Source organism: Burkholderia sp. AU18528 (assembly GCF_002223215.2).
In the GTDB taxonomy this organism is placed as follows: Bacteria; Pseudomonadota; Gammaproteobacteria; order Burkholderiales; family Burkholderiaceae; genus Burkholderia; species Burkholderia semiarida.
Genome location: NZ_NKFC02000006.1, coordinates 1,761,618 through 1,785,321, shown reverse-complemented (window position 1 = coordinate 1,785,321; position 23,704 = coordinate 1,761,618). Strand labels below are relative to the sequence as shown.

Annotated in this window: 23 protein-coding genes and 1 pseudogene; 13 read left to right on the top strand and 11 right to left on the bottom strand. The window is 69.1% G+C overall.

Features of this window, described 5'->3' with window-relative positions:
* The first annotated feature begins 89 nt into the window (after positions 1-89).
* The 5 genes from ftrA to CFB52_RS24895 all read left to right on the top strand — a co-directional run bounded on the left by ftrA (position 90) and on the right by CFB52_RS24895 (position 5,422).
* On the top strand, positions 90-1,052 hold the full coding sequence (ftrA, locus tag CFB52_RS24920) for a transcriptional regulator FtrA (RefSeq protein ID WP_059584588.1): 963 nt from the start codon (positions 90-92) through the stop codon (positions 1,050-1,052).
* Between the two features lie 269 nt (positions 1,053-1,321).
* Entirely contained in the window at positions 1,322-2,776 is a 1,455-nt protein-coding gene (locus CFB52_RS24910) for a M20 family metallopeptidase (RefSeq protein ID WP_059639823.1), read from the top strand.
* A gap of 60 nt (positions 2,777-2,836) precedes the next feature.
* Positions 2,837-3,946, top strand: coding sequence for a malate/lactate/ureidoglycolate dehydrogenase (locus CFB52_RS24905; RefSeq protein WP_060012004.1), 1,110 nt, complete (start codon positions 2,837-2,839; stop codon positions 3,944-3,946).
* The gene (locus tag CFB52_RS24900) at positions 3,943-4,542 is read left to right on the top strand and encodes a TfoX/Sxy family protein (RefSeq protein ID WP_099317711.1); all 600 of its coding nucleotides are present in this window, start codon (positions 3,943-3,945) and stop codon (positions 4,540-4,542) included. The genes CFB52_RS24905 and CFB52_RS24900 overlap by 4 nt, the downstream gene beginning before the upstream one ends.
* 301 nt (positions 4,543-4,843) lie before the next feature.
* Positions 4,844-5,422: an NnrU family protein gene (locus tag CFB52_RS24895; protein WP_060011822.1), complete on the top strand. Its 579-nt coding sequence runs from the start codon at positions 4,844-4,846 to the stop codon at positions 5,420-5,422.
* A 280-nt stretch (positions 5,423-5,702) separates the two neighbouring features.
* Here CFB52_RS24895 and CFB52_RS24885 read toward each other — a convergent pair whose 3' ends face one another.
* Positions 5,703-6,440, bottom strand: coding sequence for a sulfite exporter TauE/SafE family protein (locus CFB52_RS24885; RefSeq protein WP_059584597.1), 738 nt, complete (start codon positions 6,438-6,440; stop codon positions 5,703-5,705).
* Positions 6,441-6,737: 297 nt separating this feature from the next.
* On the opposite strand from CFB52_RS24885, the gene CFB52_RS24880 reads away from it, so the two are divergent.
* From CFB52_RS24880 to CFB52_RS24870, 3 genes and pseudogenes are all read left to right on the top strand, one after another.
* Complete coding sequence (locus CFB52_RS24880; protein ID WP_059584599.1) at positions 6,738-7,175, top strand: hypothetical protein; 438 nt, start codon at positions 6,738-6,740, stop codon at positions 7,173-7,175.
* A 689-nt stretch (positions 7,176-7,864) separates the two neighbouring features.
* Positions 7,865-9,142: a LysR family transcriptional regulator gene (locus tag CFB52_RS24875; RefSeq protein WP_306532426.1), complete on the top strand. Its 1,278-nt coding sequence runs from the start codon at positions 7,865-7,867 to the stop codon at positions 9,140-9,142.
* A 306-nt stretch (positions 9,143-9,448) separates the two neighbouring features.
* Positions 9,449-9,646 (top strand): annotated as a pseudogene (locus CFB52_RS24870) (LuxR C-terminal-related transcriptional regulator); the annotation flags it as partial.
* Positions 9,647-9,687: 41 nt separating this feature from the next.
* Here CFB52_RS24870 and CFB52_RS24865 read toward each other — a convergent pair.
* Positions 9,688-10,128, bottom strand: coding sequence for a thioesterase family protein (locus CFB52_RS24865; RefSeq protein WP_099317710.1), 441 nt, complete (start codon positions 10,126-10,128; stop codon positions 9,688-9,690).
* 207 nt (positions 10,129-10,335) lie between these two features.
* Here CFB52_RS24865 and CFB52_RS24860 point away from each other — a divergent pair, with 207 nt between their 5' ends.
* Genes CFB52_RS24860 through CFB52_RS24840 form a run of 5 tightly spaced genes read left to right on the top strand, consistent with a single transcriptional unit; the run spans position 10,336 to position 13,924 of the window.
* Complete coding sequence (locus tag CFB52_RS24860; RefSeq protein WP_063896793.1) at positions 10,336-11,442, top strand: 3-deoxy-7-phosphoheptulonate synthase; 1,107 nt, start codon at positions 10,336-10,338, stop codon at positions 11,440-11,442.
* Positions 11,443-11,457: 15 nt separating this feature from the next.
* A complete protein-coding gene (locus CFB52_RS24855) occupies positions 11,458-12,717 on the top strand; it encodes a Rieske 2Fe-2S domain-containing protein (RefSeq protein ID WP_050018149.1) in 1,260 nt (419 codons plus the stop codon).
* Positions 12,718-13,245 (top strand): aromatic-ring-hydroxylating dioxygenase subunit beta, encoded by a 528-nt coding sequence (locus CFB52_RS24850; protein ID WP_059584605.1) that lies wholly within the window; start codon positions 12,718-12,720, stop codon positions 13,243-13,245.
* Positions 13,246-13,259: 14 nt separating this feature from the next.
* Positions 13,260-13,616: a non-heme iron oxygenase ferredoxin subunit gene (locus CFB52_RS24845; RefSeq protein WP_099317932.1), complete on the top strand. Its 357-nt coding sequence runs from the start codon at positions 13,260-13,262 to the stop codon at positions 13,614-13,616.
* Entirely contained in the window at positions 13,613-13,924 is a 312-nt protein-coding gene (locus CFB52_RS24840; RefSeq protein ID WP_099317709.1) for a DUF1330 domain-containing protein, read from the top strand. Before CFB52_RS24845 ends, CFB52_RS24840 begins: the two co-directional genes overlap by 4 nt.
* A gap of 213 nt (positions 13,925-14,137) precedes the next feature.
* On the opposite strand, the gene CFB52_RS24835 is transcribed toward CFB52_RS24840, so the two are convergent.
* The 9 genes from CFB52_RS24835 to CFB52_RS24795 form a co-directional block, all read right to left on the bottom strand.
* Positions 14,138-15,676 (bottom strand): DHA2 family efflux MFS transporter permease subunit, encoded by a 1,539-nt coding sequence (locus tag CFB52_RS24835; protein ID WP_099317708.1) that lies wholly within the window; start codon positions 15,674-15,676, stop codon positions 14,138-14,140.
* A gap of 2 nt (positions 15,677-15,678) precedes the next feature.
* Complete coding sequence (locus tag CFB52_RS24830) at positions 15,679-16,878, bottom strand: efflux RND transporter periplasmic adaptor subunit (RefSeq protein WP_059584610.1); 1,200 nt, start codon at positions 16,876-16,878, stop codon at positions 15,679-15,681.
* Positions 16,875-18,320 (bottom strand): efflux transporter outer membrane subunit, encoded by a 1,446-nt coding sequence (locus CFB52_RS24825; protein WP_099317707.1) that lies wholly within the window; start codon positions 18,318-18,320, stop codon positions 16,875-16,877. The genes CFB52_RS24830 and CFB52_RS24825 overlap by 4 nt, the downstream gene beginning before the upstream one ends.
* A gap of 163 nt (positions 18,321-18,483) precedes the next feature.
* On the bottom strand, positions 18,484-19,008 hold the full coding sequence (locus CFB52_RS24820) for a shikimate kinase (RefSeq protein ID WP_226094029.1): 525 nt from the start codon (positions 19,006-19,008) through the stop codon (positions 18,484-18,486).
* The gene (locus tag CFB52_RS24815) at positions 19,005-19,676 is read right to left on the bottom strand and encodes a hypothetical protein (RefSeq protein WP_060011809.1); all 672 of its coding nucleotides are present in this window, start codon (positions 19,674-19,676) and stop codon (positions 19,005-19,007) included. The genes CFB52_RS24820 and CFB52_RS24815 overlap by 4 nt, the downstream gene beginning before the upstream one ends.
* Positions 19,673-20,815, bottom strand: coding sequence for a prephenate dehydratase (gene pheA / locus CFB52_RS24810; RefSeq protein ID WP_099317706.1), 1,143 nt, complete (start codon positions 20,813-20,815; stop codon positions 19,673-19,675). Before pheA ends, CFB52_RS24815 begins: the two co-directional genes overlap by 4 nt.
* Positions 20,812-21,831: a nitronate monooxygenase gene (locus CFB52_RS24805; protein WP_099317705.1), complete on the bottom strand. Its 1,020-nt coding sequence runs from the start codon at positions 21,829-21,831 to the stop codon at positions 20,812-20,814. Before CFB52_RS24805 ends, pheA begins: the two co-directional genes overlap by 4 nt.
* 17 nt (positions 21,832-21,848) lie before the next feature.
* Positions 21,849-22,253, bottom strand: a complete 405-nt coding sequence (locus CFB52_RS24800) for a thioesterase family protein (RefSeq protein WP_059584619.1) — start codon at positions 22,251-22,253, stop codon at positions 21,849-21,851.
* Positions 22,254-22,288: 35 nt separating this feature from the next.
* Positions 22,289-23,437, bottom strand: coding sequence for an acyl-CoA dehydrogenase family protein (locus CFB52_RS24795; protein ID WP_099317704.1), 1,149 nt, complete (start codon positions 23,435-23,437; stop codon positions 22,289-22,291).
* Positions 23,438-23,704 lie beyond the last annotated feature (267 nt).

The following is a 23,704-nucleotide window of genomic DNA, read 5'->3' as shown; positions in this document are numbered from 1 at the left end:
CACGAAACGCGCCGCAATGAGGGGCAGTATCGCGGTTCGGCCGGTTTCGCGGCAGTGGCGCGATCGACAAGTTCCGGTAACATCGCGCCATGCACAATCATCTCGTCGTCGCGCTCGCCTACGATCGCCTCTGCACGTTCGAATTCGGCTGCGTGGTCGAACTGTTCGCGCTCGAGCGCCCGGAACTCGGCGTCGACTGGTATCGCTTCGCGGTGTGCGCGAGCGAGCCGGGGCCCGTGCGCGCGGCAGGCGGCATTACCGTTGCCGCGCCCTACCGGCTCGCGATGCTCGATCGCGCGGACACCATCGTGATTCCCGGCTGGCGCGATCCGGACGAACGCCCGCCCGAGCCGTTGCTGAAGAAGCTGCGGGCCGCGCACCGGCGCGGCGCGCGGCTCTGCTCGATCTGTTCGGGCGTGTTCGTGCTGGCGGCGGCCGGCGTGCTCGACGGCCTGACCGTGACGACTCACTGGCGGTATGCGGAACGTCTGCAGGCGCGTTATCCGGCGCTGCGCGTAAATCCGGATGCGCTGTACGTCGACGAAGGGCGGATCGTCACGTCGGCCGGCTCGGCGGCGGGGCTCGACATGCTGCTGCATCTCGTGCGCCGCGATCATGGCGGCGCGATCGCGAACCGCGTCGCGCAGCGCCTCGTGCTGCCGCCGCATCGCGACGGCGGGCAGGCGCAGTTCGTGCCGCGTCCGGTCGCACCGGGCGGCACCGACCGGCTCGCGAAGCTGATCGACTGGATGCGCGCGCATGCGGCCGAGCCGCACACGCTCGCATCGCTCGCCGCGCAGGCCGCGATGAGCACGCGCACGCTGCAGCGGCAGTTCGCGGATGCGACGGGGATGTCGCCGCTCGCGTGGCTGATCCGCGAACGCGTGAACGTCGCGAAGGACATGCTCGAAGCGCAGCCCGCGTTGTCGCTCGCGCAGATCGCGGCGCGCGCGGGGTTCGGTTCCGAGGAATCGCTGCGCCGGCATTTCCGGCGCGTCGCGGCGACGAGCCCGGCCGCGTACCGGCGCGGGATGGATCGCGGCGGCACGTAGCGCGCGCCGGGCAGGGCCGCGCGTGCGCGACGATGAAAAGCGCGACTCATGTGGCGGCGGCCGCTCATTCCGAACAACGATGCCGTCCCGCACGCGAAGAAGGATGCGGGTGAACCGACGCGGCGGCTGTGGCGAGACGCGCTCGCCTGCGCGGCCGGGCTGCGCGACGCGTTGCCGACCGCGGTCCGAACAGCCGGGAAGGGGGCGCCGGCGGGGAAGCATCGGCGTATGATCTGGGTTTTCGTCAGCCCGATCCAGGCACCCCCACCATGACATCCGTCGACACTACCCGCGTCCTCGACCATGACAAGCTCGTGACCTTCATCGAGCGCAAGTGGAACGATGAAATCCTCCACGCGCTGACCGACTACATCGCGATTCCCGCGAAGAGCCCCGCATTCGACCCCGACTGGGCGAAGCGGGGCTATCTCGAGCGCGTCGTCACCGACGCCGCGCAGTGGGCCGAACGGCAGCCGGTGAAGGGCCTGAAGCTCGAAATCGTGCGTCTGCCGGGCCGCACGCCGGTGATCTTCTTCGAGTCGCCGGCCACGCGCTCGGGCAGCACCGACACGATCCTGCTGTACGGCCACCTCGACAAGCAGCCCGAATTCGACGGCTGGCGCGCGGACCTCGGCCCGTGGACGCCGAAGTTCGAGAACGGCAAGCTGTACGGCCGCGGCGGCGCGGACGACGGCTACGCGATCTACGCGAGCCTCGCGGCGCTCGGCGCGCTCGACGAGCAGGGCATCGAGCGGCCGCGCTGCGTGGGCCTGATCGAGACCTGCGAAGAGTCGGGCAGCTACGACCTGCTGCCGTACGTCGACGCGTTGCGCGACCGGCTCGGCCAGGTATCGCTCGTCGTGTGCCTCGATTCGGGCGCCGGCAACTACGACCAGATGTGGCTCACCACGTCGCTGCGCGGCCTCGTGTCCGGCGACCTGCAGGTCGAGGTACTCGAAGAAGGCATTCATTCGGGCGTCTATGGCGGCATCGCGCCGTCGAGCTTCCGTGTGATGCGCCAGTTGTTCGAACGCCTCGAGGACGCGAAGAACGGCAACCTGCTGCCGGGCGCGTTCCATTGCGAGATTCCGGCCAGCCGCGTGCGCGAAGCCGAGGCCGCCGCCGCGATTCTCGGCGACACGGTGTGGAAGGGGCTGCCGTGGGCGTGCGGCCAGGACGGCAAGCCCGTGCTGCCGACCACGACCGATCCGCGCGAGGCGCTGCTGAATTCGACGTGGCGTCCGTCGCTGTCGGTCACCGGCGCGGCCGGCATGCCGGCGCTCGCCGATGCGGGCAACGTGCTGCGTCCGCGCACCGCGTTCAAGCTGTCGCTGCGGCTGCCGCCGCTCGTCGACGCCGCGCAGGCCGTACAGCAACTGAAGGCGTTGCTCGAACTCGATCCGCCGTACAACGCGAAGGTCACGTTCAAGCCGGACGCGGGCGCCGCGACCGGCTGGAGCGCGCCGGATCTCGCGCCGTGGCTCGCGTCGTCGCTCGACGCCGCGTCGCGCCGCCACTTCGGCGCCGACTGCGCGTACATGGGCCTCGGCGGCACGATTCCGCTGATGAACGTGCTGCAGGAAGGCTTTCCCGCGGCGCAGTTCATGGTGTGCGGCGTGCTCGGGCCGAAGTCGAACGCGCACGGCCCGAACGAGTTCCTGCACGTGCCGTACGCGAAGAAGCTCACGGCGGCGGTGGCCGACGTGATCGCGACCGCGCGCTGATCGTCGCGACGTTCGACGTACCGGTTGCCCGACCCGAACCGACTGGATGGAGTGTTGCCGATGACCGCATTGCCGACGCCCGATACCGAACCGCTGCGCATGCGCGCCGAACCGCTGCATGCATTCGTCGCGGCACTTTGGGAACGGGCCGGCAGCCACCCGCGCGAGGCGACGCTCGTCGCCGATCATCTGGTGGGCGCGAATCTCGCCGGACACGATTCGCACGGGATCGGGATGATCCCGAATTACGTCGCGTCGTGGCGGGAAGGGCAGTTGCAGCTGAACGGGCACGCGTCGATCGTCCGCGACGGCGGCGCGGTGCTGACGATCGACGGCGGGCGCGGCTTCGGCCAGGTGATCGCGTTCGAGGCGATGGTCGAAGGGATCGAGCGCGCGCGACGCATGGGCATCTGCGCGATCGGGCTGCGCGACGTTCACCACCTGGGCCGCATCGGGCATTGGGCCGAACAGTGCGCGCGCGCGGGGCTCGTGTCGTTCCATTTCGTCAACGTGCCGGGCGACCTGCTGGTCGCGCCGCTGCACGGCACCGATCCGCGTTTCGGCACGAACCCGTTCTGCGCCGCGTATCCGCGAGCGGGCAAGCCGCCGCTGCTGCTCGATTTCGCGACGAGCGCGATCGCGTACGGCAAGACGCGCGTCGCCTACAACCAGGGCAAGCGCGTGCCGGCCGGGTCGCTGATCGACCATCGCGGCCAGCCGACCGACGATCCGGCCGTGATGCACGAGCAGCCGTTCGGCGCGCTGCTGCCGTTCGGGCTGCACAAGGGCTATGCGCTCGCGGCGATGTGCGAGATCTTCGGCGGTGCGCTGGTGGGCGGGCATACGACGTACGGCGATACGCTGCAGAAGACGAGTGCGATCGTCAACGGGATGCTGTCGGTGCTGATCGATCCGAACGCGTTCGACGCGGCCGATGCCGAACGCGAAGCCGATGCATTCGTTGCATGGGCGAAGGCGTCGCCGCAGGCCGGCGATACGCCGGTGCGGATGCCTGGAGAACCTGAAGAAGCGAGCCGCGCCGCGCGCGGCACGGCCGGCATTCCGGTCGACCGCGCGACGTGGCGGCAGATTCGCGAGAGCGCGGCGGCCGTCGGTGTCGACGCGGCGGAGTTCGATGCGTGGACGCGGCGCTGCGAGGTGTCCGCATGAGTTGGCAGGCGGAGAAGGCGCACGGTGAGGAAATCGCGTATCGGCTTGCGCCGCTCGGCACGGTCACCGTTGCACGGTTCTTCAGCGGTGCGGCGTTGCGGCTCGACGGCGTGATGTTCGGCTTCCTGTCGCGCGGGTCGCTGTTCCTGCGTGTGGACGACGTGAACCGGCCGGCGTTCGTCGCGGCGGGGATGGGGCCGTTCTCGTATGCGCGGCCCACGCGCACCGTCGCGCTCGAGGGCTATTACGAAACGCCGGCCGACGTGCTCGAGGATGCGGGCGCGCTGTTCGACTGGTGCCGCGGCGCGTATCGCGCGGCGCTGCTGGCCGGGCCGCCGAAGCGCAAGGCGAGGGCGGCGTCGAAGACGGTAGCCGGGGCGGGGCCGAAGGCCGCGCCGAAAGCTGCTGCGAAGGCTGCGGCGAAACCGGCAACGAAACCGGCAACGAAGCCGGCAACGAAACCCGCGTCGGCACAGAAAACGAAGCCGGCGGCGAAATCCGCATCGAAACCGGTGTCGGCGCAGAAAGCGAAACCGGCATCGAAATCATCGCCCGCGCCGGCACCGAAACCTGCGGCGAAGCGCAAGCAGGCGTAGTACCGGTTACGAGAAGCGACGGCGTCGCGATTTTCGCGTTCCTGAATTTCAGGTATGCCCGTCGCGGCCCACCCGCACGCTGCGCGTGCCGACTCGCCCGCACGATCCGGCGCACGAATGCATCGAGCTTGACGCACCGCACGTCCTGCATGCTTCACAACGGCCGCCCCGGCGTTTATGATCGGCGCGGGTTGCGCCCGTGCCTGGCGACCCGCACCGGCCTCGCCGCCGGCCCCGCGAACGGCGCACCGTACGCCGCGCGGAACGCTTCCCCACTCACCATCCCAGACGGAGACAGCCGATGCTCGTCCTGATTCTCGGTTTAGCGATCTTCCTCGGTGTGCACTCGATCCGGATCGTCGCCGACGGCTGGCGGTCCGCGACGATCGAGCGGATCGGCGAGAGGGGCTGGAAGGGCGGTTACGCGATCGCGTCGATCGTCGGTTTCGCGCTGATCATCTGGGGGTACGGGATCGCCCGGGCGGGCGCGACGCTGCTGTGGGTGTCGCCGGTCGGCGTGCGCCACCTGACGGGCATGCTGACTGCGGTCGCGTTCGTGCTGATCGCCGCGTCGTACGTGCCGCGCAACCGGATCAAGACGCTCGTCGGCCATCCGATGCTGGCCGGCGTGATGGTCTGGGCGGTGGCGCACCTGCTGGTGAACGGCACCGTGCACGCAGTCGTGCTGTTCGGCGCGTTCTTCGTGTGGTCGATCGTCGATTTCGTCGTGTCGCGTGCGCGGGATCGCCGCGACGGTGTCCGCTATCCGGCCGGCGGGCTGGCCGGCGACGTCGCGGCCGTTGTGGCCGGACTCGTCGCCTGGGCCGTGTTCGCGCGGTTCCTGCACGGCCCGCTGATCGGCGTGCGGCCGTTCGGCTGAACGGAATGCACACACCAGTCGGCCTTGCGCCGGCCTGCGATGCTTCACGCCGGCGGCCGGCCCGAACGACGGCTGCCTTCGCCGCAAGCAATGCGCCGCGACGTTCGCGCGCGCCGTCAGGACCGCGAACCGACACGGGACGCGCGAATCCGGGTTGAACGCCTGCGACTCCGGCACGGCGACAAGCCCTGGCAGCGCGACCCGGTTCGGCACCGGATCGCGAAAGACGTGTTGCGGTTTGTGCGTCGCTTGCCGCGATCGCGGCGGCAACGGGCGTGCGTCAGATTGGTTTGACGAACAACCCGACGGTCAGCAGCGCGCCGATGCAGACGATCGCGATGCGCAGCACGCGTTCGTTCACGCGATGCAGCGCCCACGCGCCGAGCAGGCCGCCGACGATCGCGCCCGCACCGAGCGCGATCGCCGCCCGCCAGTGCAGTTCGGGCGACGTCACGAACAGCACGACGGCCGATGCGTTCATCACGCCCGCGAGCGCATTCTTCGTCGACATCGCGTGGCGCGGCGGCAGGCCGGCCATCGTCAGCGCGGCCATCATCAGGAACCCGATGCCGCCGCCGAAGTAGCCGCCGTAGACCGCGATCAGGAACTGCGAGACCCCGGCCGCGACGGGGCCGAGATGTTGCGCGCCTGCGCCCGGTTTGCGGAAGAAACTGCCCCACGCGAACACGACCGTCGCGAACAGCACGAGCCACGGCACCAGGTGCGAGAAGATCGACGACGGCGTCTTGAGCAGCAGCAGGCCGCCGAGCGCGCCGCCGGCCACGCTGATCGCGAACAGTGCGCGAAACGGCAGCCTGCCGACGCCGCTCACCATGTTCCGGCTCGCCCAGCCCGTCGTGACCTGGCCGGGAAACAGCGCGACCGTCGACGTGATGTTGGCCGCGAGCGGTGACATCCCCGACACGATCAGCGCGGGCAGCGTGATGAACGAGCCGCCGCCCGCGAGGGCGTTCTGGAGGCCGGCCCAGAGGCCGGCGAGGATGATGAGGGCAAGCATCGGTTGCGGGAACGGGGAGGTGGCTGGGCTCGCCAGCCGGAAGCGGGCAGGCGCGGCGGACGCACGATGGTAATGCAGGATCGTGGGCGCGGGAAGGACCGACGCGGCGGGAGAGGCCGGGGCTGCGATACGAAGCGTCCGTCGCGTCGTGGCAGGGGGCGAACGTGCCGACGGGATGCGCCGTCGCGGCGATCCCGGTCAGAAAAAACACCCGATTTAACGCTTCATTACGATGGGCTTAGCGGAAAGGTGCTAGATTCGCGCACCGATATCTCATCAAGCGGAAGGGGCAAAAAAATGCTGAAGAAATTGGCCGGGATGGCAGTGGTGGTCGGTGCGACTGCGGTGGCGTCGCTGCCTGCCGTGGCAGGCGACACGAATAACGCACTGGGCGGCGCGCTGGGTGGCGTCGCCGGCGCGGCGGTCGGCAACGCGGTCGGCGGGAGCACGGGGGCGATCATCGGCGGGGCCGTGGGCGGTGGCGCAGGCGGTGCGGTGACGTCGAACAAGCGGGAACGCACGGGCGCGGTCGTCGGCGGCGCTCTGGGCGGCGGCGCCGGCGCCGCTGCGGGCAACGCGATGGGCGGCACGGCCGGCAGCCTCGTCGGCGCTGCCGTGGGCGGCGGCGCAGGTGCGGCGCTGGGCGGCCACGTGTCGCGCAACAACTCGCGTTCCAGCGATCATTACCACGGCAACAAGCACAAGAACAAAAAGCGCCACAAGCACGACGACTGACCGGCGGTTCGCCCGCGAGCGGCGATGGGTCGAGCGCACATCGTCGCGCCGTCGTTTCGCACGTCCGCCGGCAAGCGCCGATGGCGCCGGGTGGCCCGGCAAGCCTCCGTGATCGCCGAGCATGAATCGCGACGGACGCTGGGTAATCCGGCGTCGACGAATTTCATGAGGATTCCTGTTGTTTGCGGCGCGGGCGAGGCCACAGCGGAATCGTTCACCCTGGGGCGGACGGTTCGCGGGAGAGCGCACGGGCAAGCTGCAGCAGCGAGGTATGGGCGAGTGCGGCGCCGATTGCATACGCGGCCGGACCGGCCAGATTGAAGCGCGGTTTTGACAACGGTGGACATTCCGGCCGGGCGAGTCGGACGAAACATCACCGAACTCTGGTGAAATGCCGATCGAGTCGCAAAACGGGCGCGGCGGACACTCCAGCCGGTTTTCTCGAATCGCCGGAAGATTTTCGCAAAATCGGTTGATCGGGATTTGTTTCGTGAAACGTATGCGAGCCACGACGGAATATTGACGAGAAAGTCAATAGAAGAGTCTAAAAGTTCTGTTATTCGATCGCGATGAGCGCACCGTGCGGTGCTTTGCGCGCACGCCGTGCCGGCCGGCCGTGCAGCGCCTGCCGAGGCTCGCGCGGGCTCCGCCGCGGCAGGCCTTGCTTCACCGGCCTGCTTGCGTGCGCGATGCGCGGCGCGACGCAATCGAATCGGTTTTGTTTTATTGTTCATTCGCGTTCATCGTTTCATTTAAACCTGATACGCATCGTGTCGGGTTGCGATTTATTGCAACGCGGTGCACAATCGTTCACAAGTGCAATAAATCCGCAGCGGATTTTTCTCAGCGGCACGAATACTCCCCGCCATTCACTGCCCGCCATTTCGGCGGACGCACGATCGTGCGTCGGGCTCGGCGGCGCGACTGCCGATTTCCGGTCTATCGCGAATCACGGAGCACATACGCCCGAGGCACGATGCCGCTGGCCCATCGGCCGGCCGGTCCCGACAGTACAGCAAGAGCGCAACATGGCGACTTCCATCGACCTCAATCTTCTCGTCGTTCTGGACGCGTTGTTGTCCGAGAACAGCGTCGTGGGCGCGGCCAACGCGCTCGGCCTCAGTCCGTCCGCACTCAGCCGGTCGCTCGCGCGGCTGCGGGTGATGACGGGCGATCCGTTGCTGGTGCGGGCCGGGCGCGATCTCGTGCCGACGCCGCGTGCGCTCGAGTTGCGCGACAGGGTGCATGCGCTCGTCGTTGAGGCGCATTCGGTCATGTGCCCGTGCGAGCGGGTCGACATGCGTACGCTCAAGCGCACGTTCTCGATTCGCGCGAACGAGGCCTTCGTCGAGACGTTCGCGCCGGCGCTGCTCGAACACGCGTCGCGCGTCGCGCCCGACGTGCGGCTGCGCTTCGCGCCGAAACCCAACAAGCATGTCGATGCGCTGCGCAACGGCGACATCGACCTCGAAGTCGGCGTGATCGGCCAGGCCGGCCCGGAACTGCGCGTGCAGGCGCTGTTTCGCGACCGCTTCATCGGCGTGGTCCGCGCGGATCATCCGCTGGCGACCGGCGAAATCACGCCGCAACGCTTCGCGTCGTTCCCGCAAGTGGGCGTGTCGCGCCGCGGGCAGTTCAACGGCCCGATCGACACGCTGCTCGATTCCCTCGGCATCGTGCGCTCGGTGACCACCGTCGTATCGAGCTTCCCGACCGCGCTGTCGCTCGCGCGCAGCTCGGACTTCGTCGCCAGCGTGCCGGAGCGGCAGACCGAGCGGTCCCGCGCCGGCATGTACAGCTTCACGCTGCCGTTGCCGATCGCGGACCTGACCGTCTCGCAGATCTGGCACCCGCGTTTCGATCGCGACCCCGCGCATCGCTGGCTGCGCGATTGCGTGCGCAGTATCTGCGCGCCGCGCGTGGCCGATGCGATCGCGCCCGCCAGTCGTGCGGCCGTTTCGATATGACGTGTCGTGCAACTCTGGTGGCGTGCGTCAACGTCATTGATACATTGCGTCTCGTGCATCTTCCGAAGCGTAAATCGATTCGGTATGCTCGATTCCATTGTGACAACACCGGAGATAATGGGTGGGAAGATCGTTGCTTTTGAATTCGCCGAATATTCGTGACGCCTTTAAATAATAAACATCCAATCCGAGGGGCATGTGAATCGAGATGAGCGGCGGAAATGAATCTGAAACATTGGCGTCTTATTCTAGATGGAGAAACGAATGATTCAGTGTGCGGCGAATATAGAGGCTCCCGTGGATGTCGCGTTGAGCATGCGCGAATGCGAGGTATTGCGATGGGCGGCGGAGGGGAAGACCGCGTATGAGATCGGCATCATTCTCGGCCTGACCGAGCGGACGATCAATTTCCACATCTCGAGATCGATCGTCAAGCTCAACGCGTCCAACAAGACCAATGCGGTCGTGAAAGCCGTGTTGATGGGCCTGATCGTGTTTGCTTGAACGGCGCCGGGGTGGCCGTTCGTGGCCCCCCGGCTGCGGCATCAGATCGCGCCCTGGAACGACAGCACGCGCGTCCTGAACTCTTCCGGCACCGGCACCGTGGTCTTGCTGCCGTAGTCGAACATCACGTGTGTGGATACGGCCCGCGCAACCACCGCATGATCGTCGGCCGAATCGTCGGCGTCCGCCTGCCCGTCGCGCACCATCAGGTATTCCAGTTCGAAGCTCTTCGATCCGAAGCGCGTGACGCTGCTGCGGACCGTGATCGTATCGCCGTACTGCGCGGGCTTCAGATATTCGCACGAGGTCTTGACCATGATGTGCGGCAGCTTTTCCGAATAGGGCAGCTCGAGCAGATCGTGCATGTAGGTCAGGTACGCGTGCTGCAGATAGTCGTAATAGACGGGGCTGCTCACATGGCCCATCGCGTCCGTTTCCCGATACTTCACGTCGATTCGCGTTTCAAAATATTTTCTTTTCATTGCGAGGCTCCTTGGCAGAACAGCAGGTGAGAACGTGTTTTGTCAGGAGTTAAGTTAGACGTGATCCGCATATCCGAATACTGTCGGAAATCACAGATATCCACCATGTGAAATGCTTCTGAGATAAATGACAGTATCACCGGGGATTTGACCGCGCTCTAATTGCCTCCGTAAATCGGCATCCGATCAGCGAGAGTGGAGCGTTAAATGGAAAAACCCGTTGAGGCAGCGTTGACGCAAGGCGTGGCGGTGATCAGTGCGCAGCGGTTGCGCACCGAGTTGCCGTGCGATCCCGGCCTGGCACGGTCGATCGGCGATGCGCGGCGCGCATTGGCGCGCATCATCGCGGGCGAGGACGACCGGCTTGCGCTGATCGTCGGCCCGTGTTCGATCCACGATGCGGACGCCGCGCTGGCGTTCGCGCGCCGGCTCGCGCCACTGCGCGAGCGGTACGCCGATGTGCTCGAGATCGTGATGCGCGTCTATTTCGAAAAGCCGCGCACCACGGTCGGCTGGAAAGGGCTCGTGAACGACCCGTATCTCGACGGCAGCTTCCGGATCGAGGACGGCCTGCGCGTCGCGCGCAAGGTGCTGCTCGGCATCAATGCGCTGGGCTTGCCGGCCGCGACCGAATTTCTCGATCCGATGACCGCGCCGTATCTCGACGACCTCGTGTCCTGGGGCGCGATCGGCGCGCGGACGACCGAATCGCAGATCCATCGCCAGGCGGCCTCGGGGCTCGACCTGCCGATCGGCTTCAAGAACGGCACCGACGGCAACGTGAAGGTCGCGATCGACGCGATCCGCGCGTCGCGCGTGTCGCACAGCTACCTGAGGCCCTCCGTTTCCGGCAGCGTGGAAATCGCGACCACGTCCGGCAATCCCGACACGCATATCGTCCTGCGCGGCGGCAAGACCCCGAACTACGACGCCGCCAGCGTCGCGGCCGCCTGCGCCGCGCTGCGCGACGCGCATCTTCCCCCGTACGTCGTGATCGACGCGAGCCATGGCAACAGCGGCAAGCAGACCCGCGCGCAGATCGACGTCTGCGGCAACCTCGCCGCGCAACTGCATCGCGGCGAACGCGCGATCGTGGGCGTGATGATCGAGTCGTTTCTCGTCGAGGGGCGGCAGGACCTGGTGCCGGGCACGCCGCCGGTGTTCGGCCAAAGCATTACCGACGCATGTCTCGGCTGGGATCACACGGCCGAACTCATCGAGCAGTTGGCTGCCGCGGCGGTTGCGCGGCGGCGTTCGCCAGCCGGCTTCATCGCGCACGGTGCCGCCGTCGCGAGGCAGGCCGTTTCTTACTGAATGAAAGGAGCTCTCTTGAACTCACCCATCGACATCGCCCGCGCGCTCGACTGGAAAGGCGACGGCGCCAGCCGCACGCCATACGAGGCGTATACGAGTGAAGCGCTGTACCAGCGGGAACTCGAGCGCCTGTTCTATGCGAATCACTGGTGCTACATCGGCCTCGAAGCCGAAGTGCCGTCTCCCGGCGATTTCCAGCGGACCGAAGTCGGCGAGCGATCCGTCGTGATGACGCGCACGGAGGATGGCGAGATCGTCGTCTTCGAAAACGCGTGCGCGCACCGCGGCATGCAGTTCTGCCGCGAGCGCTCGGGCAAGGCGAAGGATTTCCACTGCCCGTATCACCAGTGGAACTACGACCTGAAGGGCAACCTGATCGGCGTGCCGTTCCGGCGCGGCGTGCGTCAGGGCGGCACGATCAACGGCGGCATGCCGGCGGATTTCGAGCCGGGCAAGCATGCGCTGCGGCGCCTGCGCGTGTCGACGCGCGGCGGCGCCGTGTTCGCGTCGTTCGACGAGAACGTCGAATCGTTCGAGGATTTCCTCGGCCCGCGCATCCTGCCTTACTACGACCGCCTGTTCCACGGCCCGAAGCTGACCGTGCTCGGCTATACGCGGCAGCGCGTGCCGAGCAACTGGAAGCTGATGGTCGAGAACATCAAGGATCCGTATCACGCGGGGCTGCTGCACACCTGGTTCGTCAACTTCGGCCTGTGGCGCGCGGACAATCCCGCCCGGCTCGTGACCGATGCGCATCACCGGCACGGCGCGATGGTGTCGATTCGCAGCGGCGGCGGCGGCGGAGAAGTGACCCACAACGTGACGAGCTTCAAGGAGCGCATGACGCTGCACGACGACCGCTTCCTCGACGTCGTGCACGAACCGTGGTGGGGCGATCCGACTGTCGTGATGCTCACGCTGATGCCGAGCGTCATCATCCAGCAGCAGGTCAATGCGCTGTCGACGCGGCGCATCCGGCCGATCGGCCCGGGCGTGTTCGACTACGTGTGGACGCATTTCGGTTTCGAGACCGACACCGAGGAGATGACGCGGCGCCGCCTGCGCCAGGCCAATCTGTTCGGGCCGGCCGGCTTCGTGTCGGCGGACGACGGCGAGGTCATCGAATGCGTGCAGCAAAGCTTCGAGCAGATCCAGCACGGCAACGTTTACAACGAGCTCGGCGGCCGGCAGATCGACGAGCAGACCGAACACATGGTCAGCGAAACGCTGGTGCGCGGCATGTACCAGTACTGGCGCCAAGTGATGGAGGCCTGAATGAGCACGATCACGACAAGAACGGCCCGGCCGGCCGCCGAGCCGCACGCGGGCGGCGCGACCTTCGAGGATTTCTATTCGCTCGTCCAGCTCAACGCGAGATATGCGGCCGTGCTCGACGGCGGCGACTGGGACGCGTGGCCGGAATTCTTCATCGAGCAATGCCGGTACACGGTGGTGCCGCGCGAGAACCACGAGCGCAACCTGCCGCTGGCGGTGATGGATTTCGAAAGCAAGGGCATGCTGAAGGATCGCGTCTACGGGATCAAGGAGACGCTGTTCTTCGATCCGTACTATCAGCGCCACGTGATCGGGCTGCCGCTCGTCACGTATCTCGACGACACGGTGATCGAGGCGGAGACGAACTACGCGGTGCTGCGCACGAAGACCGAGCAGATGAGCGACGTGTACAACACCGGGCGCTACCTGGACCGCATCCTGCGGACGCCGCACGGGCTGCGTTTCGAGTCGCGCATCTGCGTCTACGACAGCGAGATGATTCCGAACTCGCTGATTTACCCGATCTGAACGAGGTGCCGAACGTGACTACGGAATGGATCGATGCAGTCGCGCCGGAAACGGTGCGCGCCGACGGAATACTCGGCGTCTGGGTGGGGGGCCGCGACATCGCGCTGTATGCGGTCGGCGACGAGATCTTCGCGACCGAGAACCAGTGCACGCATGGCGACGCGCGATTGAGCGACGGCTTCCTGCTCGACGACGAGATCGAATGCCCGCTGCACCAGGGGCGCTTCAGCGTGCGGACCGGCATGGCGCTGTGCGCGCCGCTGACGACGTGCGTGCACACCTACCCGGTGAAGATCGAGAACGGCCGCGTGTTCGTGCAGCTCGCGCCGGCCGACGCGGCGGCGCCGGCGCACGCGGAGGCGCGATCATGAGCGCGTACGTGATATTCGACATCGACGTGCACGACGTCGACGCTTACCAGGCGTACCGCCGGCTCGGCGCGCCGACGGTGGCCAAGTACGGCGGGCGCTTCCTCGTGCGCGGCGCCGAAGTCGAGACGCTGGAAGGAGACTGGGCGCCCAAGCGCGTCGTCGTGCTCGAATTCGAGTCGGCGGAGCGCGCCCGCGAGTGGTATCGGTCGGAGGGTTATCAGGCGGCCAAGCGCCTGCGCGAGCCGGCCGCGCGGACGATCGGCATCCTCGCCGACGGCTACGTGCCGGCGCCCAGCGACCCGCGTTGATCCGCGTTAAGCGGCGCAGTTGAAGGGGCTGCGCGCCGTATCGATCGGCGCGCAGCCCCTTTTTCATTCGCGGTGCCGTCGAGCGCGGCCCGCCAGGCCGATTCATCCATGACGGCGATGCGGTCCGGCAGGGGCTTGCGCCGCCCGCCGCCCGGTTAGCCGGTCAGTCGCTCCTGCCGGGCGAGACGGCTTCCGGATGTTTTCCGTCGCGCGTCACGCGTGGCGGGAGCGGATCGACCAGACCGCCAGCAGCGTCGCGCCGAACAGCAGCAGGCAGCCGAACGAGAAATCGTTCAGCGCGAGCATGTGCGCTTCGACGTCGATCGCATGCGAGACCGACACGAGTGCGCCGGACGGCGACAGCCCCGCGTGATCGAGCCGCGCGAACCAGTCGGCGGACGCGAAATCGTACGGCGTGATGTGGTCGACGAGATAGGTGTTGTGCACGCGGGAACGACGCTCGAAGTAGGTCGGCGCGACCGAGGTCGCGACGCTCGTGCCGATCCGGCGCAGCGCGTTCTGCAGCCCGGATGCCGCGGGCAGCCGCTCGCGGGGCAGCCCGGCGAGCGAAAGCGACACGAGCGGCGTGATGAAGAACGCGGTGGCGGCGCCCATCAGCAGCGAATTGGCGGCGATGTCGCCGAGGGTCACGTCGCTGTTGAAATGCATGCGCCAGAACGACGCGGCGCCCCAGCCGACGAGCGCGACGGTCGCGAGCAGGCGCGGATCGGTGCGGCCCTGGAAGCGGCCGAGCAGCGGCGCGATCACGATCCCGGCGACGCCGAGCGGCGCGGTGGCGATGCCGGCCCAGGTGGCCGTGTATCCCTGCTGGGTCTGCAGCCACAGCGGCACGAGCACCAGCGCGCCGAAGTAGAGCCCGAAGCCGACCGTGATCGCGAGCGTGCTCGTCGTGAAGTTGCGGTCCGCGAACAGCCGCAGGTCGACGATCGGATGGTCGTCAGTCAGCTCCCAGAGGACCAGCGCGACGAACGACGCGATGCCCACGACCGCCAGCATGCGAATTTCGTCGGAGGCGAACCAGTCGAGGTTCTGGCCGCGATCGAGCAGCAACTGGAACGACCCGAACGCGGCGGTGAGCAGCAGCAGCCCGACGACGTCGACCGGCAGCCGCCGCGTCGCGTTGTCGCGCCCCTTCAGCAGCCGTGCGAGCACGCCGAGCACGAGCACGCCCGGCGGCACGTTCACGTAGAAGATGTACGGCCAGCTCAGGTTGTCGGTGATCCAGCCGCCGGCGATCGGCCCGAGCACCGGCGCGACGAACGTCGTGGTCTGCCACACGGCCAGCGCGACGTGGCGGCGCGTCGACGGGAACACCGCCATCAGCAGCGCCTGCGACAGCGCGGTGATCGGGCCCGACGCGGCGCCCTGCAGCGCGCGAAACACCAGCAGCGACTCGAAGTTCGGCGCCATCCCGCACAGGATCGACGTGACCACGAACAGCAGCACCGACACGCGGAACAGCCGCACCTGGCCGAAGCGCTGCGTGAGCCAGCCGGTGAGCGGCAGCGTGATCGCGAGCGGCGTCGCGAACGAGGTGAGCATCCACGTGCCCATGTCCGGTGCGACGCCGAGATCGCCCGCGATGGTCGGGACGGCGACGTTCGCGATCGTCAGGTCGAGCGTCTGCATGAAATTCGCGACGCTGACCGCGATCGCGACGAGCGCCAGCGGCATGCCGGCAAGCGGCTCCAGCGGCAGTTTCGGCGCCGCGTTCCTGGAGAAGAAGCGCATCGTCAGGCTCCCGGCGCGAGCGGACGGGCGCCGCTGTTCGCGCGAATCGTCTCGGCGACGAGCGCGTCGCCCGCTTCGTCATCCTCACGATAGATCGACGTGGCGTCGATCGACCGGCGCGCTTCGGGCGCACGGGCGGGCGGCGACGCCGACGCGGTGCCGGGGCCACGATCGACCGGCACCGAGGCCGTCATCGACAGGCCGATACGCAGCGGGTGCGCGCGCAGCTCGGCCGGATCGAGCGCGATCCGGACCGGCACGCGCTGGACGACCTTGATCCAGTTGCCGGTCGCGTTCTGCGCGGGCACGGCCGCGAAGGCGGCGCCGGTGCCGGCTTCGAGCCCGACGACGCGCCCGTGGAACACCACGTCGCTGCCGTACAGGTCCGAGAACAGCTCGACCGGCTGCCCGGCGCGCATGCCGCGCAGTTGCGATTCCTTGAAGTTGGCCTCGACCCACACGTGATCGAGCGGCACGAGCGCCAGCGACGGCGTGCCGGGCGACACGTGCTGGCCGACCTGCACGACCCGGCGCGTGACGAGCCCGCCGAGCGGCGCGTGTATTTCGGTGCGGCGCAGCGCGAGCGCCGCGCTGCGGACACGGGCGGCCGCCGCGCGCACGAGCGGATTCGTGTCGATCGACGTGCCGTCGGTGCGCGCGAGCGTCGCGTCGTAGGCGGCCTGCTGCGCGTTCAGCGCGGCTGCCGCGCCGTCCATCGCGTCCCGCGCATGGCGAAGATCCTCGCGCGACACGCCGCCGTCTTGCGCGAGGCTCAGCCGGCGCTGCAGGTCGTCGTTCGCCTTGGCCCATTCGGTGCGCCGCACCCGGATCTGCGCTTCCTCGCGCACCACGTCCGCATGCGCGGTGCGGTATTGGCGCACCGCGTGCGCGAGTTGCGCGACCGCTTCGTCCAGCGCGAGCCGCGCATCGGTCTTGTCGACGCTGAACAGCAGATCGCCGGGGCGCACCCAGTCGGCGTTCTGCACGCGCACGGCGTCGACGGTGCCGCCGATCTGCGGCGAGATCTGCACGACGTCGCCGGACACGTATGCGTCGTCGGTCGTCTCGGTGCCGCGCGTGGTGGCCCACGCGGCGGCGGCGAGGCCGGCCGCGCCGGCGAGCGCGATGAAGAACCAGCGGAAATAGCGCCGGCGCGCGCGTTGCAGCGAGGGCTCGGCGGCGGGGGATTCGGGACGGTTCATTGTGCGACTCCAGTGGAAGTGGCGCCGCCGAGCGCGGCGATCAGGCGGGCGTGCTCGATCGCGAACGACGCATCCGCGCGGGAGACCGATGCGCGATCCTCGAGCAGCCGGCCTTCGGCGAGCAGGACGTCGAGGTAGCCGGAAATGCCTTTGCGGTAGCGCTGCGTTTCGATGGTGTAGGTCCGTTGCGCGCGCGCCAGCGCCTCGCGCTGAAGCGCCCGCTGCCGGCCGAGCGTGTCGATCTGGACGAGGGTGTCGCTGACCTGCGCGAGCGCGTTGACGACCGTGTCGTCGTACGTCGCGACGGCGGCGTTGTAGGCGGCGGTTTGCGCGCGCAGGCCGGCGCGCAGGCGCCCGCCCTCGAAAATCGGCAGCGTGATCGCGGGGCCGGCGCCGAGCGTGCCGCTGTTGCCGTGGAACAGCGCGCGGAACCCGAAGCTCTGCACGCCGGCGAAGGCCAGCAGATTGACGTCCGGATAGAACGCGGCGCGCGCGGCGTCGATGTTCGCCGCTTCGGCTTCGACCCGGTAGCGCGCGGCCAGGACGTCCGGCCGGCGGCCGATCAGCGCCGCGGGCAGGACGGCCGGCATCGGCAACGCCGCCGCCGGCGGCGCGGCGGGTGTCAGCGCGTCGGCGTAACCGGGCCCCCGACCGACGAGCGCGGCGAGCCGATGGCGCAGCCGGGCCGAGGCAGCCGCATGCGTGTCGATGTCGGCCTGCGCGTGCGGAATGGGTTCGCTCGCCCTGAGCACGGCCACCTGCATGTCGAGGCCGGCGTCGGCGCGCTGCGACGTGAGGCGCAGCAGATAGCTGTGCTGCTGCAGCGTATCGCGCGCGATCGCGAGCAGTTGCTGTTCGAGCGCGAGCTGCAGGTACGTTTCGACGATCGCCGCCTGCAGCGACACGGCGGCCGCATGCTCGAGCGCGCGCTGCTGATCCGCGCGCAGCGCGGCGGCGCGCGCCAGCGCGTGCTGCCGGCCGGCGATGTCGAGATCCCACGACGCGCCGAGGAGCGCCTGCGCGTCGACCTGCCAGTGTCCGGCCGCGGGCGGCGGCGTCCGATAGCTGCCCGGCAGGCGCGTCGGCACCGCGCTCGCCGTCGCGCCGAGCTGCGGTAGCAGCGCGGCGTTTTCGACGTCGGCGTCGGCCAGCGCCTGCGCGACACGTTCGCGCTGCGCCTGCAGCGTCGGTGCGCCGGCCAGCGCATCGTCGACGAGGCGATCCAGCTGCGCGTCGCCGAACGCGGTCCACCAGCGTTCGGCGATCGTCGGCGAGCCGGTGCCGGCGGAGCGAATCGCGGCGCCCGCATCGAGTTGCTCGACGGGCGTGATCCGCGCCGCCGGGCGTTGCGGGCCGAACGGGGCGCAGCCGGCGATCGCGAGCGCGGCGAGGGCGGGAACCAGGCGGCGGGCGCCGCACGCTCGGTCGATGAGTAGAGGCATGGTCGGTTTCCTGTCGCGTGAAGGCGAACGGTCTGTATCTAAAAATATATCTTTAGATATTATTCGACGGTCGGCAACTGGTAGAAATGGCAGTCGGCCACACCGGCCGCACCGGCGGCTGGCATCGTCGAAAAGCGGAAGGGGAAGGACAGAGGCGCGCGGGTTACGCGATGGCGAGTGCGTCGAGCGCGGCCGCGAGCGTTTGTGCGACGGACTGGCCGGAGGTATCGATGCGGCAGTGCGCGCACGCGCGGTACAGCGATTCGCGCGTGTCGTGCAGCGCGGCGAGCGCCGCGCGCGGGTCGGCGACGTTCAGCAGCGGGCGGGACGCGTCGCCGCGCGTGCGGTGCCACAGGGTGTCGAGATCGCTCGCGAGATGGATCACGAAACAGCGCTGGCCGAGCCGGGCGCGCGTGTCGTCGCGCAGCACGGCGCCGCCGCCGGTCGCGAGCACGAGCGCCGGCCCGCGGGTCAGCGCGTCGATGACGTCGGCTTCGCGTGCGCGGAAGTCGCCCGCATGGAATTGCGCGGCGACGGGCGCGCCGAAGCGGCGTTCGAGTTCGCGGTCAGCGTCGACGAACGGCAGCGCGAGTGCGCGGGCCAGTGCGCTGCCGACGGTCGTCTTGCCGGCACCGGGCATGCCGACGAGCGCGATGCGCATCGGGCCGGCTTGCGGGCGCGGGCTCACAGGCGGCTCCGAAGCGACGGCGCGCGGCGGGTCACGGCGGCGATGCGCTGCATCCGGACGTAGTTGGCGAGCGGGTCCAGCGCATCGGTGACGAAGGTGTGCGGCGCGCCCGGAGCCGTGTCCAGCGCAATGCCGGCGATGACGAGCGTGCCGTCGCACAGTGCGTCGGCGAGCGCGCCGATTCGCGCGCCGAGTGCCGGCGACGCCACGCCGAGATCCGCAACGACGCGGCGTGAGCGCGGCCAGTCGACCGGCTCGGCCGGGCGTACCGGCCAGCGCGCCAGCAGGCCGCCGGGCAGCGGCGTCGCGGCCCGTGCGGCGGACGTCTCGAGCACTCGCCAGGTCAGCGGCGCCGCGGGCAGGCATGCGCGCCAGCGGCCATAGGCGGTCGCCAAGCTGTCGCCGATCGCCACCGCGGGAAGCCGGAGGCGCTCGCAGCGCCGCAGCAGGCACGCGGTGCCGGCGGCGTCGGGTGTGCCGCGCACGAACGGCAGCAGCTCCAGTTCGTCGTCGTATTCGGCGCGCAACGCGCGCAGCCATCGCCCGGCGGCGAGCGACAGGCAGTCCGCCGCGGCGATGCCGCACAGCACGAGCAGGCGATCGTCGCGACCGTCGCGAATCGCGAGCAGCCGGGCGGCGACGCGGGACGAAGCGGGCGCCGTCGTCATGATGCGGCCGGGCCGTCGGCGTGCCGGTCGGGACAATCCGCGGCACGCGGATAGGCGCCGAGAACGCGCAGTTCGGACGCGGCGGGCGCCATCTCGTCGAGCGCCGCGCGCACGTTCGGATCGAGCAGGTGCCCGCCGAAATCGATGCAGTACCGATACGCATGGCCGGCGCCGCGTGCCGGGCGCACGCCGACCCACAGCAGCGGGGCGCGGTGTCGGGCGAGCGCGTCGAATACGCGCGCGAGCGCGTCGGGCGCATCGGTCGGCCGCAGCACGATGCTCGTGCGGTCGTGGCCGGTCGGCGCGGGCGCCTGGCCACCGACGATCACGAAGCGCGTGTGGTTGTCCGGGTGATCCTGGATCGCACTGGCAACGATTCGCAGTCCGTAAAGCGCGGCCGCGGGCTCACCGGCGATCGCCGCGCAGTCATACAGGTGCGCGGCCTCGCGCGCGGCCACCGCGTTGCTGGACACCGGGATGCGGCGCAGGCCGGGCGCATGCGCGTCGAGCCACGCGCGGCATTGCGCGAGCGCCTGCGGATGGCCGACCACGCTGTCGACGCCGGCGAGCGATCCGCTGGCGCTCAGCAGGCAGTGCGCGACCGGCAGTTCGATCTCGCCCGTGACGCTCGCCGCCTGCGCGATCAGCAGGTCGAGCGTGCGGGTCACGGCGCCTTCGGACGAATTCTCGATCGGCACGACCGCGCATTCCGCGTCGCCGCGCGCGAGCGCGTCGAATACGGCGTCGATCGTCTCGTGCGCCTGCCCGCGGGCGAACTCGCCGAAATGACGGAGCATCGCGGTTTCGGTGTAGGTGCCCGACGGGCCGAGGAACGCGACCGACGGCAGCGCTTGCGCGTCACGGCTCGCGCTGAACAGCGTCTGCCAGATGGCGCGCAGGTCGCGGTCGCGCAGCCCCCACGGCGCGCGCGTGCACAGCTCGGCGACGATCGACGCTTCGCGGGCGGGCTGCCGCACCGCGAGCCCCGCATGCCGCTTGAGATGACCGATCTCGGTTGCGTGAGCGATGCGCTGGCCGATCAGTTCGAGAAGCTGGTCGTCGATCACGTCGATCCGCGCGCGGCGTCGCGCGATCGCATCGTCGACGGACGACGGGGCGGCAAGTTCGGTGGGCGTCATGGCGTGTCGATCCGTGAAGCGGAGGAAACGGCCGGCCGATGCGCGGCGACGTGCGCGGCCGCGCCCGGCTGCATGCGAGCGACGGCGCGCGCGTATTCGGCCGCGAGGCGTTCGACGATGTCGGCCACGCTGAGCACCGCGTCCATCGCGCCGACGCCCTGGCCTGCCCCCCAGATGTCGCGCCACTGCTTCGCGCCGCCGTCCGGCGAGAAATCGAGCTGCGCGCCGTCGACCCGTGCGAGCCGGCGCGCGTCGAGCCCGGCCGCCTCGATGCTCTGGCGCAGGTAGTTGCCGTGGACGCCGGTGAATGCGTCGGTGTAGATGATGTCGGCAGCGCTGGCTTCGACGATCGTGTCCTTGTAGCGCTGCACCACGTTGGCTTCGTGCGACGCCAGGAAGCGCGTGCCGATGTACGCGAAGTCGGCGCCGAGCGCGCGCGCGGCGGCGATCGCGTCGCCCGTCGCGATCGCGCCGGACAGCGAGATGAAGCCGTCGTAGAAGCGCCGCACTTCCGTGACCAGCGCGAACGGCGACAGCGTGCCGGCGTGGCCGCCCGCACCGGCCGCGACGAGGACGAGTCCGTCGACGCCGGCTTCCAGCGCCTTCTGCGCATGTCGCACCGTCGTGACGTCGTGCAGCACGATCCCGCCGTAGGCGTGGATCGCGTCGACGACGTCGCGCGACGGCGCGCGCAGGCTCGTGATCATCAGCGGCACGCGGCGCTCGATGCAGATGCGCAGGTCCTGTTCGACGCGCGGATTCGACGGATGGCAGATATGGTTGACCGCGTACGGGCCGACCGGCGCATCGGGATGGGCCTCCCGGTACGCGCACAGCGTGCCGTCGATCGTGTCGATCCAGTCGCCGAGCTGCGCGCTGAGCCGCGCGTTGAGCGCCGGAAATGCGCCGACGATCCCGCTCCTGCACTGGGCGAGCACCATCTCGGGATAGCTCGCGATCAGCATCGGAGACGCAATCACCGGCAGCCGGAGACCCTGCAGCGGAAGCGGAATCATGGTCGGGCTCCCGCTCGTCAGCGCACGAGCGCCGCGCTGTCGCGCCGCTCGTCCAGGCGGCGGTGGAAGCCGTCGCGGCTGACGGCGCAGCGCGTATGCACGCCTTCGCCGACGACGCCCACCGCGTCGCGCACCTCGACCCGGTACGTCATCATGCGGCCGTCGACCTCGATCAGTTCGGCGTCGACCGTCACTTCCCATTCGGGCGGCGTCGGCGCGAGATGCTTGATCTCGAAGTTGTAGCCGACCGTCATCTGCCCGGCCGGCAGCAGATGGTCGGTCGCCTGCATGCAGGTCTGTTCGATGAAGATGATCATGATCGGGCTCGCGAGCGCGTGCGCTTCGCCTCCCCATTGATCGGCGAGCGAAATCGTGTCGACGCGGTGGGTGGCGCGGGCGCGCAGGCCAGTCTGGATAGTCAAGGGCAGCTCCTGAAGGGGGATGGAAGGGTGAACGCTCACGCCGCGCGCGCCGTGGCGGCCGCGCGTCGTTGCATCTGGCTGAAGATGTTGCGGTAATGCATTTCCTCGGTGCCGCCGGCCGAGCCCATCGCGAGCGCGTCGGCGACGAAGGTGGCGAGTGGGCCGCGCCGGTAGCCGTCGCTGCCGTGAATCGCGAGCAGGTGCAGCGCGGCCTGCGCGAGATCGCGCGCGCCCGCGAGCTTTGCGATCGAACAGTTCGCGAGCGCCTCGGGACGTTGCCCGACGAGTTGATCGAGTGCCGCGCGCGCCGTCCAGCGCGTGCGTTCGATGCCGACCTGGACGTCCACCAGCCGGCGCTGCACGTGCTGATGGGCGTCCAGCGCGACGCCGAGCGTCTTGCGGCCGCTGGCATGCGCGAGCGCGTCGGCGAGAAACGGCTGGGTGACGTTCGCGCACAGCAGGCCGAACAGCGCGCGATTCATCGACGCGATGTCCATCAGCAGGCGCAGCCCGTCGCCGGGCGTGCCGAGCAGTTCGTCGGCGTCGACGCGCACGCCGGACAGCGCGAGATCGCCGATCGGAAGATCCGCGACGCCGAACGTCGCCTGCGGGGCGCTGCGCCGCACGCCCGCGCGTTCGGGATCGATCAGCACCAGCGCGGTGGCCGGCTTGCCGTCGCCGGTCAGCGTCGCGACGATCATCATCAGGCGCGCTTCGGGCGCGTGGCTGATGTTGTACTTGTGGCCGTCGAGCCGGTAGTGGTCGCCGTCGCGAACGAGGCACGTTTCGAGCGCGCGCACTTCGGTGCCGGTACCTTTCTCGGAGATCGCCGTGGCGCCGATGGCGCCGGACAGCAGCGACGGCAGATGCCGTGTGCGCTGCGCGTCGGAACCGTATGCGGCGATCGCGCGAATCAGCGTCGCCTGATTGGCGAGCGCCATCGCGAAGCCGACGGAGCGCAGCGCCGCGGCGACCGCTTCGAAGGCATCGACGAAGTCGTGCCACGTGCCGCCCGCGCCGCCGAGTTCGCGCGGTACCGGCAGGCGCCACAGTCCCGCGTCCGACAAGGCATCCCATGCGTCGCGATGGAAGGCGCCGCAAGGGGCGGAACGCGCATGGCGTTCGGCGATGTCCCGGTACGCGGCGGTCGTCGTGTGCTGTGCTTCGCTGGCGGTGAGAGTCATGTCGGGGCGCGGGCTTTGCAGGGATCGTGTCGCCAATCTAATGAAAAGCGCCCGGACGAGAAACTGTCAGTTATTGCACTTCGGCGCGGCGCGCAGCGGGGAGTGAAGCGAGCGTGATCGGCGAGGCGATGGGCGGCGGAGCGCGATTGCCGGAGGGGATCTTGACGCGCGTCGCGTACATCGGCGCTCGCGGATGGTCTCTTTGTTTTGAAACGCCCGCCGGGCACCGGAGGGCCGACCTCGCGCAGGCCGACGTGATGCGCCGCC

Excerpts from the sequence above, each read along its gene's own strand:
- CFB52_RS24835 (WP_099317708.1), bottom strand. The coding sequence starts at position 15,676 with ATGCGCTTCTTCTCCAGGAACGCGGCGCCGAAACTGCCGCTGGAGCCG.
- pheA (WP_099317706.1), bottom strand. The coding sequence starts at position 20,815 with ATGACGCCCACCGAACTTGCCGCCCCGTCGTCCGTCGACGATGCGATC.
- CFB52_RS24880 (WP_059584599.1), top strand. The coding sequence starts at position 6,738 with ATGCTGAAGAAATTGGCCGGGATGGCAGTGGTGGTCGGTGCGACTGCG.
- CFB52_RS24885 (WP_059584597.1), bottom strand. The coding sequence starts at position 6,440 with ATGCTTGCCCTCATCATCCTCGCCGGCCTCTGGGCCGGCCTCCAGAAC.
- CFB52_RS24875 (WP_306532426.1), top strand. The coding sequence starts at position 7,865 with ATGCGCGGCGCGACGCAATCGAATCGGTTTTGTTTTATTGTTCATTCG.
- CFB52_RS24850 (WP_059584605.1), top strand. The coding sequence starts at position 12,718 with ATGAGCACGATCACGACAAGAACGGCCCGGCCGGCCGCCGAGCCGCAC.
- CFB52_RS24825 (WP_099317707.1), bottom strand. The coding sequence starts at position 18,320 with ATGCCTCTACTCATCGACCGAGCGTGCGGCGCCCGCCGCCTGGTTCCC.
- CFB52_RS24860 (WP_063896793.1), top strand. The coding sequence starts at position 10,336 with ATGGAAAAACCCGTTGAGGCAGCGTTGACGCAAGGCGTGGCGGTGATC.
- CFB52_RS24910 (WP_059639823.1), top strand. The coding sequence starts at position 1,322 with ATGACATCCGTCGACACTACCCGCGTCCTCGACCATGACAAGCTCGTG.
- ftrA (WP_059584588.1), top strand. The coding sequence starts at position 90 with ATGCACAATCATCTCGTCGTCGCGCTCGCCTACGATCGCCTCTGCACG.
- CFB52_RS24865 (WP_099317710.1), bottom strand. The coding sequence starts at position 10,128 with ATGAAAAGAAAATATTTTGAAACGCGAATCGACGTGAAGTATCGGGAA.
- CFB52_RS24830 (WP_059584610.1), bottom strand. The coding sequence starts at position 16,878 with ATGAACCGTCCCGAATCCCCCGCCGCCGAGCCCTCGCTGCAACGCGCG.
- CFB52_RS24795 (WP_099317704.1), bottom strand. The coding sequence starts at position 23,437 with ATGACTCTCACCGCCAGCGAAGCACAGCACACGACGACCGCCGCGTAC.
- CFB52_RS24895 (WP_060011822.1), top strand. The coding sequence starts at position 4,844 with ATGCTCGTCCTGATTCTCGGTTTAGCGATCTTCCTCGGTGTGCACTCG.
- CFB52_RS24900 (WP_099317711.1), top strand. The coding sequence starts at position 3,943 with ATGAGTTGGCAGGCGGAGAAGGCGCACGGTGAGGAAATCGCGTATCGG.
- CFB52_RS24815 (WP_060011809.1), bottom strand. The coding sequence starts at position 19,676 with ATGACGACGGCGCCCGCTTCGTCCCGCGTCGCCGCCCGGCTGCTCGCG.
- CFB52_RS24840 (WP_099317709.1), top strand. The coding sequence starts at position 13,613 with ATGAGCGCGTACGTGATATTCGACATCGACGTGCACGACGTCGACGCT.
- CFB52_RS24805 (WP_099317705.1), bottom strand. The coding sequence starts at position 21,831 with ATGATTCCGCTTCCGCTGCAGGGTCTCCGGCTGCCGGTGATTGCGTCT.
- CFB52_RS24905 (WP_060012004.1), top strand. The coding sequence starts at position 2,837 with ATGACCGCATTGCCGACGCCCGATACCGAACCGCTGCGCATGCGCGCC.